The 15,926-nt window shown below is 62.5% G+C and carries 17 protein-coding genes; 5 read left to right on the plus strand and 12 right to left on the minus strand.

Translation table 11 applies throughout. From position 1 onward, the window contains the following. Positions 1-53: 53 nt before the first annotated feature. Complete coding sequence (locus tag D906_RS15570) at positions 54-3,527, plus strand: hybrid sensor histidine kinase/response regulator (RefSeq protein WP_019097080.1); 3,474 nt, start codon at positions 54-56, stop codon at positions 3,525-3,527. Here D906_RS15570 and rmuC read toward each other — a convergent pair. Next, positions 3,499-4,869, minus strand: coding sequence for a DNA recombination protein RmuC (gene rmuC, locus D906_RS15575; protein WP_161751474.1), 1,371 nt, complete (start codon positions 4,867-4,869; stop codon positions 3,499-3,501). The genes D906_RS15570 and rmuC overlap by 29 nt on opposite strands. Before the next feature lie 193 nt (positions 4,870-5,062). After that, entirely contained in the window at positions 5,063-5,476 is a 414-nt protein-coding gene (locus D906_RS15580; RefSeq protein ID WP_033693674.1) for a tetratricopeptide repeat protein, read from the minus strand. A 948-nt stretch (positions 5,477-6,424) separates the two neighbouring features. Here D906_RS15580 and D906_RS15585 point away from each other — a divergent pair. The 3 genes from D906_RS15585 to D906_RS15595 all read left to right on the plus strand — a co-directional run bounded on the left by D906_RS15585 (position 6,425) and on the right by D906_RS15595 (position 8,794). Then, a complete protein-coding gene (locus tag D906_RS15585; protein ID WP_016715487.1) occupies positions 6,425-6,649 on the plus strand; it encodes a hypothetical protein in 225 nt (74 codons plus the stop codon). Positions 6,650-6,898: 249 nt separating this feature from the next. Continuing rightward, the gene (locus D906_RS15590; RefSeq protein ID WP_019097078.1) at positions 6,899-7,381 is read left to right on the plus strand and encodes a hypothetical protein; all 483 of its coding nucleotides are present in this window, start codon (positions 6,899-6,901) and stop codon (positions 7,379-7,381) included. Positions 7,382-7,528: 147 nt separating this feature from the next. Beyond that, positions 7,529-8,794, plus strand: a complete 1,266-nt coding sequence (locus D906_RS15595) for an OmpP1/FadL family transporter (RefSeq protein ID WP_019097077.1) — start codon at positions 7,529-7,531, stop codon at positions 8,792-8,794. A gap of 42 nt (positions 8,795-8,836) precedes the next feature. On the opposite strand, the gene D906_RS15600 is transcribed toward D906_RS15595, so the two are convergent. Beyond that, positions 8,837-9,766 carry a LysR family transcriptional regulator gene (locus D906_RS15600; RefSeq protein WP_027615809.1) on the minus strand — a complete coding sequence of 310 codons (930 nt, stop codon included), beginning with the start codon at positions 9,764-9,766 and terminating at the stop codon, positions 8,837-8,839. A gap of 113 nt (positions 9,767-9,879) precedes the next feature. On the opposite strand from D906_RS15600, the gene D906_RS15605 reads away from it, so the two are divergent. After that, positions 9,880-10,140, plus strand: coding sequence for a DUF2798 domain-containing protein (locus D906_RS15605; RefSeq protein ID WP_027615810.1), 261 nt, complete (start codon positions 9,880-9,882; stop codon positions 10,138-10,140). Here D906_RS15605 and D906_RS26810 read toward each other — a convergent pair. The 9 genes from D906_RS26810 to cobU all read right to left on the minus strand — a co-directional run bounded on the left by D906_RS26810 (position 10,028) and on the right by cobU (position 15,925). Beyond that, a complete protein-coding gene (locus D906_RS26810) occupies positions 10,028-10,288 on the minus strand; it encodes a hypothetical protein (RefSeq protein ID WP_097156175.1) in 261 nt (86 codons plus the stop codon). The genes D906_RS15605 and D906_RS26810 overlap by 113 nt on opposite strands. A 304-nt stretch (positions 10,289-10,592) precedes the next feature. Continuing rightward, the gene (locus D906_RS15615; RefSeq protein ID WP_019099289.1) at positions 10,593-11,144 is read right to left on the minus strand and encodes a glutathione peroxidase; all 552 of its coding nucleotides are present in this window, start codon (positions 11,142-11,144) and stop codon (positions 10,593-10,595) included. Between the two features lie 46 nt (positions 11,145-11,190). Further along, positions 11,191-11,313: a hypothetical protein gene (locus tag D906_RS26815; protein WP_256204610.1), complete on the minus strand. Its 123-nt coding sequence runs from the start codon at positions 11,311-11,313 to the stop codon at positions 11,191-11,193. Beyond that, complete coding sequence (locus D906_RS15620; RefSeq protein WP_027615811.1) at positions 11,310-12,512, minus strand: MFS transporter; 1,203 nt, start codon at positions 12,510-12,512, stop codon at positions 11,310-11,312. The genes D906_RS26815 and D906_RS15620 overlap by 4 nt, the downstream gene beginning before the upstream one ends. Before the next feature lie 64 nt (positions 12,513-12,576). Further along, entirely contained in the window at positions 12,577-12,981 is a 405-nt protein-coding gene (locus D906_RS15625; protein ID WP_016715479.1) for a MarR family winged helix-turn-helix transcriptional regulator, read from the minus strand. Between the two features lie 71 nt (positions 12,982-13,052). Next, positions 13,053-13,787: an adenosylcobinamide-GDP ribazoletransferase gene (locus D906_RS15630; protein WP_025754894.1), complete on the minus strand. Its 735-nt coding sequence runs from the start codon at positions 13,785-13,787 to the stop codon at positions 13,053-13,055. Between the two features lies 1 nt (position 13,788). Continuing rightward, positions 13,789-14,355, minus strand: coding sequence for a histidine phosphatase family protein (locus D906_RS15635; RefSeq protein ID WP_025754893.1), 567 nt, complete (start codon positions 14,353-14,355; stop codon positions 13,789-13,791). Continuing rightward, on the minus strand, positions 14,352-15,407 hold the full coding sequence (cobT, locus tag D906_RS15640) for a nicotinate-nucleotide--dimethylbenzimidazole phosphoribosyltransferase (RefSeq protein ID WP_025754892.1): 1,056 nt from the start codon (positions 15,405-15,407) through the stop codon (positions 14,352-14,354). The genes D906_RS15635 and cobT overlap by 4 nt, the downstream gene beginning before the upstream one ends. Further along, complete coding sequence (gene cobU, locus D906_RS15645) at positions 15,404-15,925, minus strand: bifunctional adenosylcobinamide kinase/adenosylcobinamide-phosphate guanylyltransferase (protein ID WP_027615812.1); 522 nt, start codon at positions 15,923-15,925, stop codon at positions 15,404-15,406. Before cobU ends, cobT begins: the two co-directional genes overlap by 4 nt. Position 15,926: the final 1 nt, after the last annotated feature.

Consider the following 15,926-nt stretch of genomic DNA (forward strand, 5'->3'; position numbering starts at 1 on the left):
CGTGCCAGACTGATTGATCGGGACCGCGTTATCTTTTTTGCTTCGGAGTCTTCATGTCGTTGTCCAGCGGGCTGATCGCCGTGGTCGCCCTGGCCTATATGGCCGTCATGTTCGCCATCGCCTTCTATGGCGACCGCCGCAGCACGCCGTTGCCGCCGAAACTGCGTGCCTGGGTGTACAGCCTGTCGCTGGCCGTGTATTGCACCAGCTGGACCTTCTTCGGTGCGGTCGGCCAGGCCGCCGAACAGCTCTGGGCGTTCCTGCCGATCTACCTGGGCCCGGTGCTGCTGCTGATCTTCGCGCCCTGGGTGCTGCAAAAGATGGTGCTGATCAGCAAGCAGCAGAACATCACCTCGATCGCCGACTTCATCGCCGCCCGCTACGGCAAGTCGCAGACGCTGGCGGTCGTGGTGGCGCTGATTTGCCTGGTCGGTGTGCTGCCGTACATCGCCTTGCAGCTCAAAGGCATCGTGCTGGGCGTGAACCTGCTGATCGGCGCCAACGCCGATGCCACCGGCACCCGCGTGCAGGACACCGCACTGGTGGTGTCGCTGGTGCTGGCGCTGTTCGCCATTGTGTTCGGTACACGCAGCCTGGATGTGACCGAACACCACCGCGGCATGGTGCTGGCAATTGCCTTCGAATCGCTGATCAAGCTACTGGCCTTCCTCGCGGTGGGCATCTTTATCGTCTTCAACCTGTATGACGGCTTCGACGACCTGTTCAGCCAGGCTCGCCAGTCGATCCACTTGCAGGACTATTGGCAGGAGACCATCAACTGGCCATCAATGGTGGTGCAAACCGCCGTGGCGATGATGGCGATCATCTGCCTGCCGCGGCAGTTCCATGTCACCGTGGTAGAGAACATCGAACCCCAGGACATGCGCCTGGCGCGCTGGGTGTTCCCGATGTACCTGGCACTGGCCGCGCTGTTCGTGGTGCCGATTGCCCTGGCCGGGCAGATGTTGCTGCCGGGCACGGTGATTTCCGACTCGTTCGTCATCAGCCTGCCGCTGGCCGAGGCACACCCGAGCCTTGCCCTGTTGGCGTTCATTGGCGGCGCTTCGGCGGCCACCGGCATGGTCATCGTCGAAGCCGTGGCGCTGTCGACCATGGTGTCCAACGACATGCTGCTGCCCTGGCTGCTGCGCCGCAACAACGCCGAGCGGCCGTTCGAGGCGTTCCGCCACTGGATGCTCTCGGTGCGCCGGGTGACCATCGTGGTGATCCTGTTGCTGGCCTACGTCAGCTACCGCTTACTGGGGTCCACCGCGAGCCTTGCGACCATCGGCCAGATCGCCTTCGCCGCCGTGACCCAGCTAACCCCGGCCATGCTTGGCGCGCTGTACTGGAAGCAGGCCAACCGGCGCGGCGTGTTCGCCGGCCTTGCCGCGGGTATCTTCCTGTGGTTCTACACCCTGGTGCTGCCGATCACCGCGCACAGCCTTGGCTGGTCACTGCAACTGTTCCCGGGGCTGGCGTGGCTGCACGGCAACCCGCTGGGCCTGCCTATCAGCCCGCTGACCCAGGGCGTGGTGTTGTCACTGGCGGGCAACTTCACCCTGTTTGCCTGGGTCTCGGTGCTTTCGCGCACGCGGGTGTCCGAGCACTGGCAGGCCGGCCGCTTCATTGGCCAGCAAACCGCGCGGCCCAGCAGCAAGCCGCTGCTGGCGGTACAGATCGACGACCTGCTGACCCTCGCCTCGCGCTTTGTGGGTGAAGAGCGTGCACGTCAGAGTTTCATCCGCTTCGCCTACCGCCAGGGCAAGGGCTTCAACCCCAACCAGAACGCCGACGGCGACTGGATCGAGCACACTGAACGCCTGCTGGCCGGGGTACTGGGCACCTCGTCGACCCGCGCCGTGGTCAAGGCCGCCATCGAAGGCCGCGACATGCAGCTGGAAGATGTGGTGCGCATCGCCGACGAAGCCAGCGAAGTGCTGCAGTTCAACCGCGCCCTGCTGCAAGGCGCCATCGAGAACATCAACCAGGGCATCAGCGTGGTCGACCAGAACCTGCACCTGGTGGCCTGGAACCGGCGCTACCTGGAGCTGTTCAACTACCCCGACGGCCTGATCAGCGTGGGCCGGCCCATTGCCGACATCATCCGCTACAACGCCGAGCGCGGTCTGTGCGGCCCGGGCGAAGCGCAGGTGCATGTGGCGCGGCGCCTGCACTGGATGCGCCAGGGCCGTGCGCACTCCTCCGAACGGCTGTTCCCCAATGGCCGGGTGATCGAGCTGATCGGCAACCCGATGCCAGGCGGCGGCTTCGTCATGAGCTTCACCGACATCACCCCGTTCCGCGAGGCCGAGCAGGCCCTGCGCGACGCCAACGAAGGCCTGGAACAACGGGTGGCAGAGCGCACCCAAGAGCTGTCGCAGCTCAATCAGGCACTGTCGGAAGCCAAGAGCCATGCCGAAGCAGTGAGCCAGTCCAAGACCCGCTTCCTGGCTGCGGTCAGCCATGACTTGATGCAGCCGCTGAACGCCGCCCGGCTGTTCTCCGCCGCCTTGTCGCAGCAGGCCGAGGGCATGAACGAAGAGGCCCAGCAATTGGTGCAGCACATGGACAGCTCGCTGCGCTCGGCCGAAGAGCTGATCAGCGACCTGCTGGACATCTCGCGCCTGGAAAACGGCAAGATCACTCCGGACGCCAAGCCCTTTGCCCTCAACGAACTGTTCGACACCCTGGGGGCAGAATTCAAGGTACTGGCGGCCGAGAAAGGCCTGGAGTTCCGCTTGCGTGGCAGCCGCTTGCGGGTGGACAGCGACATGAAGCTGCTGCGGCGGGTACTGCAGAACTTCCTCACCAATGCCCTGCGTTATGGCAAGAGCCCGATCCTGCTGGGTGCTCGCCGCCAGGGCGAACGCCTGTGGCTGGAAGTGTGGGACCGGGGGCCGGGCATTGCCGACGACAAGCTGCAGGTGATCTTCCAGGAGTTCAAACGCCTGGACAGCCACCAGACCCGCGCCGAAAAAGGCCTGGGCCTGGGCCTGGCAATTGCCGACGGCTTGTGCCGGGTGCTGGGGCACCCGCTGGAAGTACGCTCATGGCCGGGCAAAGGCACGGTGTTCCGGGTCTGCGTGCCGATTGCCCGCCAGCCCGCACCGGCGCCGAGCGCCCCGGTGGAACAGGGTGGCCAACCGCTGGCCGGGCTGCAGGTGCTGTGCGTGGACAACGAAGACAGCATCCTGATCGGCATGAACAGCCTGCTCAGCCGATGGGGTTGCCAGGTATGGACCGCGCGTAACCAGGCCGAATGTGAGGCCCTGCTGGCCAAGGGCATGCGCCCGCACCTGGCATTGGTGGACTACCACCTGGATGACGGCGAGACCGGCATCGGGCTGATGGGCTGGCTACGCGCGCGCCTGGGTGAACCGGTGCCAGGGGTGGTGATCAGTGCCGACGGCAGCAAGGAAACCATCGCCATGGTGCATGCATCTGGCCTGGACTACCTGGCCAAGCCGGTCAAGCCGGCGGCTCTGCGCGCCATGCTCAACCGCCATCTGAGCCTGGTTCAGTAACCGCTGCATCGGGCACCTCGTCGGACAGCGCCCGTTCCAGCAAGTCTGCCGGCAGGCTCTTGCTGGCACGGGCGCCCAGCAGTTTCAGCTGTTCGCTGCGGCTGACCAGATTGCCGCGCCCTTCGCACAATTTGTTGCGGGCTGCGGCATAGGCCTTGTCCACCTGCTGCAGGCGGCTGCCCAGCTCGTCCAGGTCCTGGATGAACAGCACGAACTTGTCGTACAGCCAACCGGCGCGCTCGGCAATTTCGCGGGCGTTCTGGCCTTGACGCTCCTGTTTCCACAGGCTGTCGATCACCCGCAGGGTCGCCAGCAAGGTGGTGGGGCTGACAATCACGATCTGCCGGTCGAAGGCTTCCTGGAACAGGTTGGGCTCAGCCTGCAAGGCTGCCGAGAAGGCCGCCTCGATAGGCACGAACAGCAGCACGAAATCCAGGCTGTGCAGGCCTTCGAGGCGATTGTAATCCTTGCTCGACAGGCCTTTGACGTGGCTGCGCAATGACTGCACGTGCTGCTTGAGCGCGGCCTCGTCGTTGCCGGCGACGAACTGCTGGTACGCCGTGAGGCTGACTTTGGCGTCCACCACCACCTGCTTGTCGCCGGGCAGCATGATCAGCACATCGGGCTGGAAACGCTCGCCGTCGGCACTTTTCAGGCTGACCTGGGTCTGGTACTCGCGGCCCTTTTCCAGGCCTGCATGCTCCAGCACCCGCTCAAGAATCAGCTCACCCCAGTTGCCTTGGGTTTTCTGGCCCTTCAAGGCCTGAGTAAGGTTGGTGGCCTCGTCCGACAAGCGCAGGTTGAGCTGCTGCAGGCGCTCCAGCTCCTTGCCTAGCGAAAAGCGTTCGCGGGCCTCTTGCTGGTAGCTTTCTTCCACGCGCTTTTCGAAGGCATGAATACGCTCCTTGAGCGGGTCGAGCAACTGGCCCAGATGCTGCTGGCTGGTCTGGGCGAAGCGCTGCTCACGCTCGTCGAAGATCTTGGTGGCCATGTCGGCGAACTGGGCGCGCAGGGTATCGCGAGCTTCCTGCAGGTCTTCGAGGCGTTGCTGATGGCTTTCCTGCTGCTCGCGCAGCTCGGCCTCCAGGCGTGCGGTCTGGGCCTCCAGGCGGCGCAGTTCAGCCTCCCGGCTGGCGCGCTCCAGGCTCCAGGCGTGGGCGGCATCGCGGGCATTGTCGCGGTCGACTTGCAGCAGTTCCAGCTCACGGCCCTGGGCGGCCAACTGAGTCTGTTTGACGGTGTTGGCTTCGCTGAGGTCGCTGACTTCATCGCGGCTGGCCTCCAACTGCGCTTGCAGGCCAGCCTGGGCCAGCTGGGCGGCATTGAGGCGTTCTTCAAGCAACGCCTGCTCACCTTGTCGCGCGCCCTGGCGGCGCTGCACCTGCATGACCCACCCCAGGCAGGGTAACGCGCCTGCCACCAAGCCCAGCAGAATGCTGGCCAGATCCACTGTCATGCTTACCCCGAACGATCCTGGATGATTGATGCGCAGCTTATCAGCCCGGCGGGCGTGTTGCCTGTTGCAGCCCGAGTGCTCAGCCCGAGAACCACTGGCGCAGCAACCGCCGCGCTTCCTGCGACCCCTGCCCCGCCGCCAGCTCCAGCCAGTACCGTGCCTGCTCAGGCTCCGTGTGCTGGCACAACCGTGCATATTCCAGTTGCGCCCGCCGATCACCGGCGCGGGCGGCCTGACGCAGCAGTTCATGGCCAATCCGCCGGTCACGGGCATTGCCGCAATCACGGCACAGCATCTGCCCCAGGCGGCTTTGTGCGACCACAACGCCTTGGCGCGCCGGCTGTTTCAACAGGCGCCCAGCCAAGTGCTTGACCTGGGGCTTGTCACCCAGGCGCGGGCTGTCGAGCAACCACAAGGCAACTTTCAGTGAAAAGCGTTTGGGGGGAGGCGTCGATGGCGCAGGGCTGGCGAGGTGTTTGCTACGGAACTTCATGAGTAACAGGTTTGGCAACTCGAAAGGCGCGCCACTCTACTCTTTTTTTTCCGCCGCGGCCTGTCGATTTCTGGAGAATTGAAAAAAATTTAAATGATCTTTTCTTGACGTTTTCGAGGGGATGACCAATCGGTCTGTCGAGGCATGTCGATTGTCGGACAGTTCACTGCTTTGCTAGCACGCCCGTCCTAGAGCAAGCGCTCGGGACAATCCACAGTTCCTGTGGATAACTCGGTGGACAACCCTCTCACACACCGCGCAAAGCCCCGTGGATTGGGGCTTTGCGTCAAACTGACGATTTTTTCACCAGCTAAAAATAGTGTTTTTTTTCATTGACTTAACCGCGCAGTCAAGGCATTGGCGAGGCTGTCGATGCGTGTTGCCGGGCTGTTACAACCGTTGCCCCGAATGTGAACAAGTGCACCATAAACCGCCATCCGAGTGCACGAAATGGGCACATCAACCTGGATACGGTCCATTTGCCCCCTCTTCACAGCAATGCCAATACACGCCATACTGCGCGGCTAACCCGAACGAACGTAGTGCTTGCCAAGCGTCTGCATTTCCAGTAAGGTGCGCCTTGTTAGTACCAAGCTGAAAGTCAATTCTGGCCGCAAGCGTCCTTGCAACCCCTCCTCCCAAGAGTGGCGCTGCTGAAAGCAGGACCGGCCTAATCGATGATTCCCTCGCCAGCCTCAGGCTGCTCAAGCACGAATCACGTGACAGATTGATCAGGATTCCACCCCGACGGCCTAGAACCTTGGCCCCGGCGTGCTGCCTGCCTTCCGAAGTACCTACCAGTCAGCCCAAGCGCCCACCTTTGATTGCGCTCCCTCTGGCTGCCCTGTTCCAGTCAGGTTCGTTCGTCCCTTAATAAAGGCGTCACTGGAACGTTTCTATCATGCACGGATCATAATCCCCGTGTTTAAAGCAGGAACCTCCAACAATATGCATACCCATCATCAAATTCAGGCTGCCATTGGCACCCTCTCCCAGGCCTTCTCGCCGTTGAAGTGCCTTATCGTTGCCCCTCGCAAGGGCAGCTTCAGCTTCACCCTGGTAGACGAACACGGCGTCGCTTGCCACACCGAGCGCCTGTACCCTGAACAGTACAGCCGTAGCGAGCCGCTGCAGGCGGTCATCGCCCGTACTCGCCAATCGCTTACCGCGTGAGCCGCGAATACTGCAGTATTCAAGCGCTGAATCACCCCATCGCCAGTCTGCCTGAACGTACCCGGCGTAATTGCCTGAGGGCATATAGCCCGGTATGTCAGGCAGCAAACGATTTAAAAACAGCCCTTTACACCACGATTATCACACTACACTTCAACTCGAGCGGTCCTTGCCGCTTCCGGCGGGCCTGATCATTCACCAGCTGCCAAGCTCCAGCGCCCGTCCGGCCCTTATCTGCTCGAGGGCATCATGGGTATCGCGGCGAATGAATTGTGTCAGTATGTGATCCGACCCACCCTGGTCTACCTGAACCGTCACTGCGCCAGCGCCGAGGCCTTGTTGCTGGGCATCGCCGCCAGCCAATCGGCACTCGGGTCAGCGTTGCACGACCGACGTGGGCATGGCCTTTACCGCATTGGCGAACACCGCCATCAGGCACTCTGGGACGACTACCTGGCCCGTGATCCCGACCTGGCCAGTCTGGTCCGCGGCCTGGCCAGCCAGCACGCCTTCCTTGGCGGGCCGCACCTGGAGCTCACCGTCAACCTGCGCTACTCCACCGCCATTGCCTGGATGCTCGTCGAAGAACAGGCCACGCCGCTGCCAGCTGCCGACGATTTACTGGCACTGGCGCGCATCTGGCGACAGATTTTCAACCCCCAAGGTCGCCTGCGCGACTTCACTCACGCCTGGCATACCTGCATAGATCGGAGCTTGCCACAGGCATCTTGAGACGCGTCCTACAAAAATACCGGAAAAAAGGGAATTTTGGTCGGATTGTCCTACAAAACCGCTCTAACTCCTGCGATTGAGGCTATAGCGCAGCGCGTGATTTGTTGGTAGCTTTTCGCCCCGGAGATCCCAAGGAGTTTTCTAATAATGAAAAAAGTCATGCTCAAAACCTCCCTCGGCGTAGCCGTTGCTCTTGCTTCCAGCCAACTGCTCGCCAGCGGCTTCGCGCTCAACGAACAGAGCATCAGCAGCATGGGGACAGGTTTCGCGGGACGTTCCTCTTCTGCCGAAGATGCCAGCACCGTGTTTGGCAACCCGGCAGGCATGTCCCGCCTCAAACGCGAACAATTCACCGTGGGCGGCGCTGCCGTCATCGCCAAGTCCGACATCTCGGGCCGGGGCAGCAACCTCGGGGGGGAAACCGATGGTGACATGGTGCCTTTGGTTGGCGTACCGATGGGTTACTACGTCAAGCCGATCGACGACCACTGGAGCGTCGGTTTCGGCGTCTACGTACCATTCGGCCTGGTAACCGACTACGGCAGCGATGACGCCGCACGCTACTGGGGCAAGAAGAGCCACGTCGAGGTTGTCACCTTCCAGCCGACTGTCAGCTATGCCTTCAACGACAAGGTCTCGATCGGCTTCGGCCCGACCATCAACCGCATCAAGGGTGAGCTGGGCTCAAACCTGATCAACCCGTTCACGCCTGGCCGTAACGATGGCGAAGTGAAGATCAAGGGCGACGATACCGCCGTTGGCTACAACATCGGTATCCTGGTACAAGCCACCGACCGCACCCGCGTCGGCCTTACCTACCACTCGATGGTCGACTACAAGCTCGAAGGCAAGACCCGCGTCAGCACGCCGCTGATCGGGCCATTCAACGGCAACAAGTTCGACGCCAGCCTGAAGATCAAGACGCCCGAGTCTGTCGACCTTTCGGTTACCCATGAGCTGGACGACCAGTGGACCCTGTACGCAGGTAGCACCTGGACCCGCTGGAGCCGCCTGAAAGACATCACCGTGCAGAACGATGTGCCGGCCCCACTGGCAGGTTCGGCGTTCCAGACCATCACCGAAGAACAGAACTGGCATGACACCTGGGCCCACGCGATTGGTGCGTCGTACAAGGTCAACAAGGAATGGGTACTGCGTACCGGCTTCACCGTCGACCAGTCGCCGACCAACAACCACGACCGCTCGCCACGCATCCCGACCGGCGACCGCAAAGTGTTCAGCCTGGGTGCCGGCTGGAGCCCGAACGACGACATGACCATCGACGTGGCCTATTCCTATCTGTGGGAAGAAGACACCAAGGTCAATCAGGTAAGCGCAACCAAAGGCAGCTACCAGGCCAAGTACGAAAACAGCGCCCACGGTATCGGTGCTTCGCTCACCTACCGCTTCTGATTCGTACCCGCCACACAAAAAACCGCCCCCGTGGCGGTTTTTTCATGCCTGCACCTGCCAACTGTCACCCAGGCACTCGCGCAGATAATCCATGAACACGCGTACCTTGGTGGTCATGGCAAAACGGTCGGCCAGGCACAGGTAGATATCCATCGGCTCGGTCTGGGCGTAGGCTTGCCCGCGGTCGCTGTATTCGAACAAGGGCACCAGCGCACCGGAGGCCAGGTGTGGCCGCACGATGAACTCGGCCAGGCGGGTGATGCCACCATCGTGCAGGGCCATCTGGGTCAGGGCATCGATGTCATCGCTGATCAATACGCTGCCGAATTCCGCCTCGAAGCGCAGGCCGTCGCGCATGAAGCCCCAACGCAGAAAGCGCCCATCCACCGGATAGCGAAACACCAGGCAGCGGTGGTCGCGCAGGGCCTCAGGCGTGGCGGGTACGCCAGCGCTTTGCAGGTAACCGGGTGAGGCGCAGCAGATGAACGGGATACGGGCAATGTGCCGGGCCATTAGCTGGTCTTCCAGCTGAGGGGCAATACGCAGGCTCACGTCGACGTCTTCTCGGGCATGGTTCACTCGGCGATCAGTCGTTACCAACTCTATCGAAAGCAATGGGTAGCGGGCACTGAAGGCAGGTATCAGCGGCGCCAGCACGTGACGACCGAACGCTGAAGTCGAGGCAATACATAACCGCCCCTGGGGTTCGCTGTCGGGGGTGGTGACCGCCTGTTCGGCCAGCGCCAGGTCACGCTCGATATGCTTCACACGCTCGTAATACTGGGCGCCAGCGGGGGTCACAGCCATGCTGCGTGTGGTACGGCTGAGCAGTCGCACCTGCAAGTGGCCCTCTAGCCGAGCCAGGTTCTGGCTGACCGCGGCCGGGCTGAGCCCCAGACTGCGGGCGCCAGCGGCAATGCTGCCGGCTTCGACAACCTTGATGAAACTGCGGATGGCGTTGAGCTGGTCCATTTGAGCCCTTGGATTCGTAAGAATCTCTTTATAAAGAACTCAATCCTGCGGGTCTACAGGTGCAGGAGGATGCGTTGCTAACCTGCGCCTCCACTCACGTTTCAGGAGTTCGCATGAGGAACCTGTCCCAGTCGCGCAGCCGACGCAAGTTACGCCCGGGCGCCACACCTTACGTTTTTGCCTTTTACATGTCGTCGATCATGGCACTGCTGATGTGCTTCGTGATCACAGCGGCCAATGCCGGGGTTAACCCGGAGTACCTCAGCAATGTGCTGAAGGCCTATCAATTGGCAATGCCGGTGGCGTTTGTCTGTGTGTTGATGGTGAGGCCGGTGGTGGTGCGGCTGGTGGCGATGACGGTGCATGCGAACTGAAGTAACAACAGCGGACGCATCTCCCGCTCCCGCTCTCGCTCTCGCTCTCGTTCTTGATCTTGATCTTGATCTTGATCTTGATCTTGATCTTGATCTTCGCGACTTCAGGAGGCCGAACGCAGGCCTTGCGGAGTGAGGTGACGGGCATGGATGCCCGTCAAGCGCTGGGCCCCAGGATGGGGCCTGCAGCGCGGTCCTCCCGGGAGCAAGGCCGGAGTGAGGGAACCCCGGAGCGCAGCGTAGGGGCCGGATGATGGGAGCGCAGCGTTTTTTGGTTACTTTTTGTCGCGTTTGACAAAAAGTGACTCGCCGTAAGGGCGAAAAGGTGAGTCGGCGTCGCCAAAGCAAATGGACTTTGCGCCACATAAGAACCAGCACTTTTTTGCTTTTCGCTTTTCGCTTTTCGCTTTTCGCTATCAGTCCTCAGCATCAAACACAGTCAGAAAACCGCCTCACTGCTGCGAAGCGATGGCCTTTTCGATAGCAGCCCTGAACGCCGGGTCATCCGGTTTGGTCAGGCTGGAGAAATTCCCAATCACCTTACCCTTACGGTCCACCACGTATTTGTAGAAATTCCACTTCGGCGCACTGCTCTGGCTGGCCAATTCAGCGAACAGTGGTATCGCATCCTTACCCCGTACCGGCTGCGTCTTGGTCATGGTGAAGGTGACACCGTAGTTGGCATAGCAAACCTTGGCGGTCTTCTCACTGTCGGCATCTTCCTGCTTGAAGTCATTGGACGGCACGCCCAGCATTTCCAGGCCTTGCTCGTGATACTCCTTGTACGTCGCCTCAAGCCCCTCGAACTGCGGCGCAAAACCGCAATAGCTGGCGGTGTTGACCACCACCAGCGGTTTGCCGGCAAAGCGCTGGCACAGGTCGACCTGACCCTTCCCACGCAATTCCGGCAGGCTACCCTGCAACACGGCCGGGCAATCGGCAGCCCAGCTCGATGTGCTGGCTAGCAGGGCCAGCACCGGCACCATCAACCAATGTGCACGCATGATTCGTTTCTCCCGCATGACGATCCTTGAGCTTGCAGGGTAGCGCCTAACAAACACCCATGCCCAGTTGCATCAATGCCATCCCCCCCTGATGCCAGCCCCACCACACCAGTGCCAACAGCGCCAAAGCAGCAAGGGCCAGCACCCCACGGGCCAGGTAGCGGTTCATGCGGCCTGGGCCTGCAAGCGGGCAACCGGACGCTCGCGCACCGGCCAATTAAGGGCGGCAGCCAGCAGGCTGAGCAGGATGGAAATCTGCCAGACCAGGTCGTAGCTGCCAGTGCGGTCATACACCACCCCACCCAACCAGCCACCGAGGAAGGCCCCAAGCTGGTGGAACAGGAAGACGATACCGCCGAGCATGGACAAGTTGCGCACCCCGAACACCGTCGCCACGGTGCCATTGGTCAACGGCACTGTGGACAGCCAAAGCAGGCCCATGGCGATACCGAACAGGTAAGCACTGAACTCGCTCACCGGCGCCCACAGGAACAGCAGGATTACCACCGCACGTAGCAAGTAAAGCCCGGTCAGCAGACGCGGCTTGGACATGCGACCACCCAGCCAGCCAGCAGTGAAAGTACCTACGATATTGAACAGGCCGACCAAGGCCAGCACCGTGGTACCGGTGGTTGCAGCCAGGTGCTGGTCTACCAGATAGGCCGGCAGGTGCACACCAATGAACACCACCTGGAAGCCGCAGACGAAAAAGCCCAGCGCCAGCAACCAGAAGCCGGAATGCGAGCACGCCTCGCGCAGTGCCTGGCCCAGGGTCTGTTCGGCGCCATGGCTGGGCTGCGGGCGGTCGCGCAGCAGGCCGACGAAGGGCACGATAAACGCCACCATCAGGCCCAACACCAGCAACGCCGCCGACCACCCCAACCACTGGATCAAGCCCAAGGTACCGGGCAGCATGGCGAACTGGCCAAACGAACCGGCAGCGCTGGCAATCCCCATCGCCATACTGCGCTTCTCGGCAGGCACAGCACGCCCGACCACGCCAAGGATGACCGAGAACGACGTGCCGGACAGGCCGATGCCGATCAGCAAGCCGGCACTGAGCGACAACGACAAGGCCGAATCGGCCATGCCCATCAGGATCAAACCGACGGCATAGAGAATGCCACCGATGATCACCACCCGCGCGGCACCCAGGCGGTCGGCCAAGGCTCCGGCGAAGGGTTGGGCCAGCCCCCAGATCAGGTTCTGCAAGGCGATGGCAAAGGCGAACACCTCACGCCCCCAGCCAAAATCGGCACTCATCGGCGCCAGGAACAGGCCAAAGCCATGTCGCACACCCAAGGAAAGCGCCAGGATCAACGCCGCCCCCACCAATACCCAACCGCTGGTTCGCCACACCGAAGTCATTGTCGTTATCTCCAGCACATCGCAAGGTTTTTGCGGGTATATACCCGCTTATAGTCGTATCGATTCAGGCCAGTTGGCCCAGCAAACGCACCAGCTCATCCCGCTGCCCTGCCCCCAGTCGCTCCACCAGCTCCGTTTGAGCCTGCTCCCAGGCGGGATGGGCGTCACACAATAGCTGCTTACCCGCTTCGGTCAGCAGCACCACGCGATTGCGTTGGTCATCGCCATCCACCAGGGCCAACAGCCCCTCGGCCTCAAGCACCCGCAGGTTGCGGCCCAAGGTGCTGCGCTCCAGGCCCATCGCTTCGGCCAGGGTCGTGATGCTAGGGCGATCAAGCCGCTGCAGATGGCGTAACAGGGAAAACTGGGCGACATTGACCCCAAAGCCGGCAAGCGCTTCGTCGTAATGTCGGCTCACCCCACGGGCAGCGCGACGTAGATGGGTACAGATGCATTCACTGGGCAGCATGGATACGTGTATATACCCGCGTCATAGGTGTTGCAAGAAATTTCGCCTTGGAGGTAACAGCAACCGATCGCTCAGAGCCCCACGGCCAAACCCAGCACCACAGCAAGCTCAAGCAACTCCACCATCGCGCCAGCGGTATCCCCGGTGGTCCCGCCAAGGCGCCGGCACATCAGTTGCCGCAACCCTGCAAATACAGCGACTGTCAGCAACAGTATCCAGCATGCGCCCCAGCCACCTGCGACCAGGCACATGACCGCGCTGCCCAGCAAAGCCCAATAGGCCTCACGGCGCGGCAGATGATCGGCCAGGGCTTGGCCCAGGCCACCCGAGCGCACGTAGGGGGTACCCAGGAACAGGGCCAACATTGCCGCCCGACCAATCAAGGGCGCCAGCAGCAATTGCGCTCCGATGCCCTGCTCCACCAGCACCCACAAGGCGCAGAACTTCAGCAACAGCACCAATACCAGGGTGACCACGGCAATCGGCCCGCTGCGCGGGTCTTTCATGATCTGCAAGGTGCGTTCACGGTCGCCGAAGCCACCCAGCCAGGCATCAGCACTGTCGGCCAGGCCATCCAGGTGCAAGGCACCACTGAGCAACACCCACACTGTCAGAAGCAAAGCGGCATGCAGCGGTGCTGGCGTACCTTGCAGCAGATGGCTGGCCAGCCACAGCAGTAAGCCGAACAGCAACCCGACCAGCGGGTAGAACAGCAGCGAACGCCCCATTTCACGTGGTGCCGGCATGCCTGGCAGGCTTACGGGCAGGCTGCTGAGAAACTGCAAGGCAATCCAGAATGGCAACATTTCAGCACGCCTCGACCCACTGGCCATCGACACCCTGTACCAGCCGCACCAGCGCACCATGCCCCACCTCAACCTGCAGCAGCTGCGCCCTCGGCAAGCCACGGGCTCGGGCCAGCAATAGCCGCATCACACCGCCATGGGTGACCAGCAGCACGCGCTTGCCAGCATGTTGACGGCCCAGCCGCTCGACAGCAGCCAGCACACGTTCGGCAAACGCCTCGACTGGCTCGCCATTGGGTGGCGTAAAGGCGTAGGGGTTCTCCCAGAACCGACCCAGAGCATCCGCCTGGTCTTCCATGATCTGCGCAGCGCTTCGGCCCTCCCAGTCGCCAAAATGCAGCTCCTGAAGGCCGGGTTCTCGTTGCACCGGCAAATTCAACTGCGCCCCCAGTTCATCGGCAAAGCGGGCGCAGCGCTGCAGCGGCGAGCTGACCAGCACCTCCCAGGGCCCTGCCTCGGCCACGGCACCACGCATCTGCGCCCAGCCCTTGTCAGTCAACGCATCGTCAAGGCTGCCGCGCAGGCCGCCCTGTTCGGTTTCGCCATGGCGCAACAAGTCGAGGATCATGCCGGGCGGTCCGCCACCGCAGCTTCGGCGAACGTCGCCATCTGCCCGTGCAGCGCGCAGGCGAGGCGCAGCAGCGGCACGGCGAGCGCAGCACCACTGCCCTCACCCAAACGAAGACCCAGCGCCAGTAGCGGTTCGGCCTGCAAGGCCTCGAGCAATGCTTTGTGCCCGGGTTCCGCCCCTTGGTGAGCGAACAGCAACCACGCCCGGCACTGCGGATTAAGGCGCACCGCCGCCAGCGCGGCAACGCTACAGATGAAGCCGTCGACCAGTACGGCGATACCCGCCTGCGCACAAGCGATGTAGGCGCCCGCCAACGCAGCGATCTCAAAGCCACCGACGCAACCCAAGGCTTGCAGCGGGTCCGCAGCCTGCAACTTGTGCAAGCGCAGGGCGTGCTCAATGACTTCGGCCTTGTGCCTCACACCCGCGCTGTCCAGGCCCGTGCCCGGGCCGCTCAGTTCAGCAGGCGGGCAGCCCAGCAGGACGCTGGCCAAGGCGGCGGCGGCTGTGGTGTTGCCTATCCCCATCTCGCCACCGATGAACAGCTGCGCACCCCGTTCGGCAGCACGCAGCGCGCTGTCGCGGCCCGCCTGCAAAGCAGCTTGCAGTTGGCCTTCGGTCATTGCCGGCTGGCGAGCGAAGTTGGCCGTACCGGCCCCAAGGCGCAAGTGGTGCACGCCCGGCAAGGCCAGATCAGGGTCGATGGTGCCCAGGTCGACCACTTCGAGGCTGGCCTGCAGCTCGCGCGCCAGCACGCTGATCGCTGCACCACCCCCTAGGAAGTTGCGCAGCATCTGCCCGGTCACCGCCTGCGGGTAAGCTGAGATACCCTCCTCGACCACACCGTGGTCACCGGCAAAAACAGTGATGGCGGCCTGATCCAGCACCGGCCTTTCACGCCCCTGCAGGCCGGCAAGCTGAATGGCCAGGCCTTCAAGCTGGCCAAGCGAACCGGCAGGCTTGGTCAGTTGCTGCTGACGGGCGCGGGCCTGGTCCATGGCGGCGTTATCGAGGGGTTGGCAGGCATCACGCCACCAGGCTTGTGTCATAGTGCAGGTCCTTTAAGCATTAAGGGCAGGCCGGCCACGGTCAGCACAACGCGCTGACAACGTTCGGCCACGGCCTGGTGAAGCCAGCCGGCCAGGTCGACATAACGCCGGGTCAGCTCGCCCATGGGCACGACGCCCAGGCCGGTTTCGTTACTGACCAGGATCAGGGTGCCAGGCAACTGCTCAAGGCAGACCAGCAGGGCATCTCGTTCCTCAGCCACGCGCTGGTCATCTTCAAGCATCAGCAGGTTGGTCAACCACAGGGTCAGGCAGTCCACCAGCAGGCAACGGCCTTCGGCCGCTTCGGCGCGCAGCACAGCGGCCAGGGCCAGCGGTTCTTCGATCAGCCCCCAGTCGTCCGGACGGCGTTGGCGGTGCAGCAACACACGTTCGTTCATTTCACCGTCCAGCGGCTGGCTGGTGGCAATGTAGGTCACCGGCAGGCCACTGGCACTGGCCAACTGTTCGGCGAGGCGGCTCTTGCCAGAGCGGGCGCCACCGAGGATCAGGCTGCGCATG

The sequence above is a fragment of the Pseudomonas sp. LAIL14HWK12:I1 genome, assembly GCF_003202095.1.
Lineage (GTDB): Bacteria > Pseudomonadota > Gammaproteobacteria > Pseudomonadales > Pseudomonadaceae > Aquipseudomonas > Aquipseudomonas monteilii.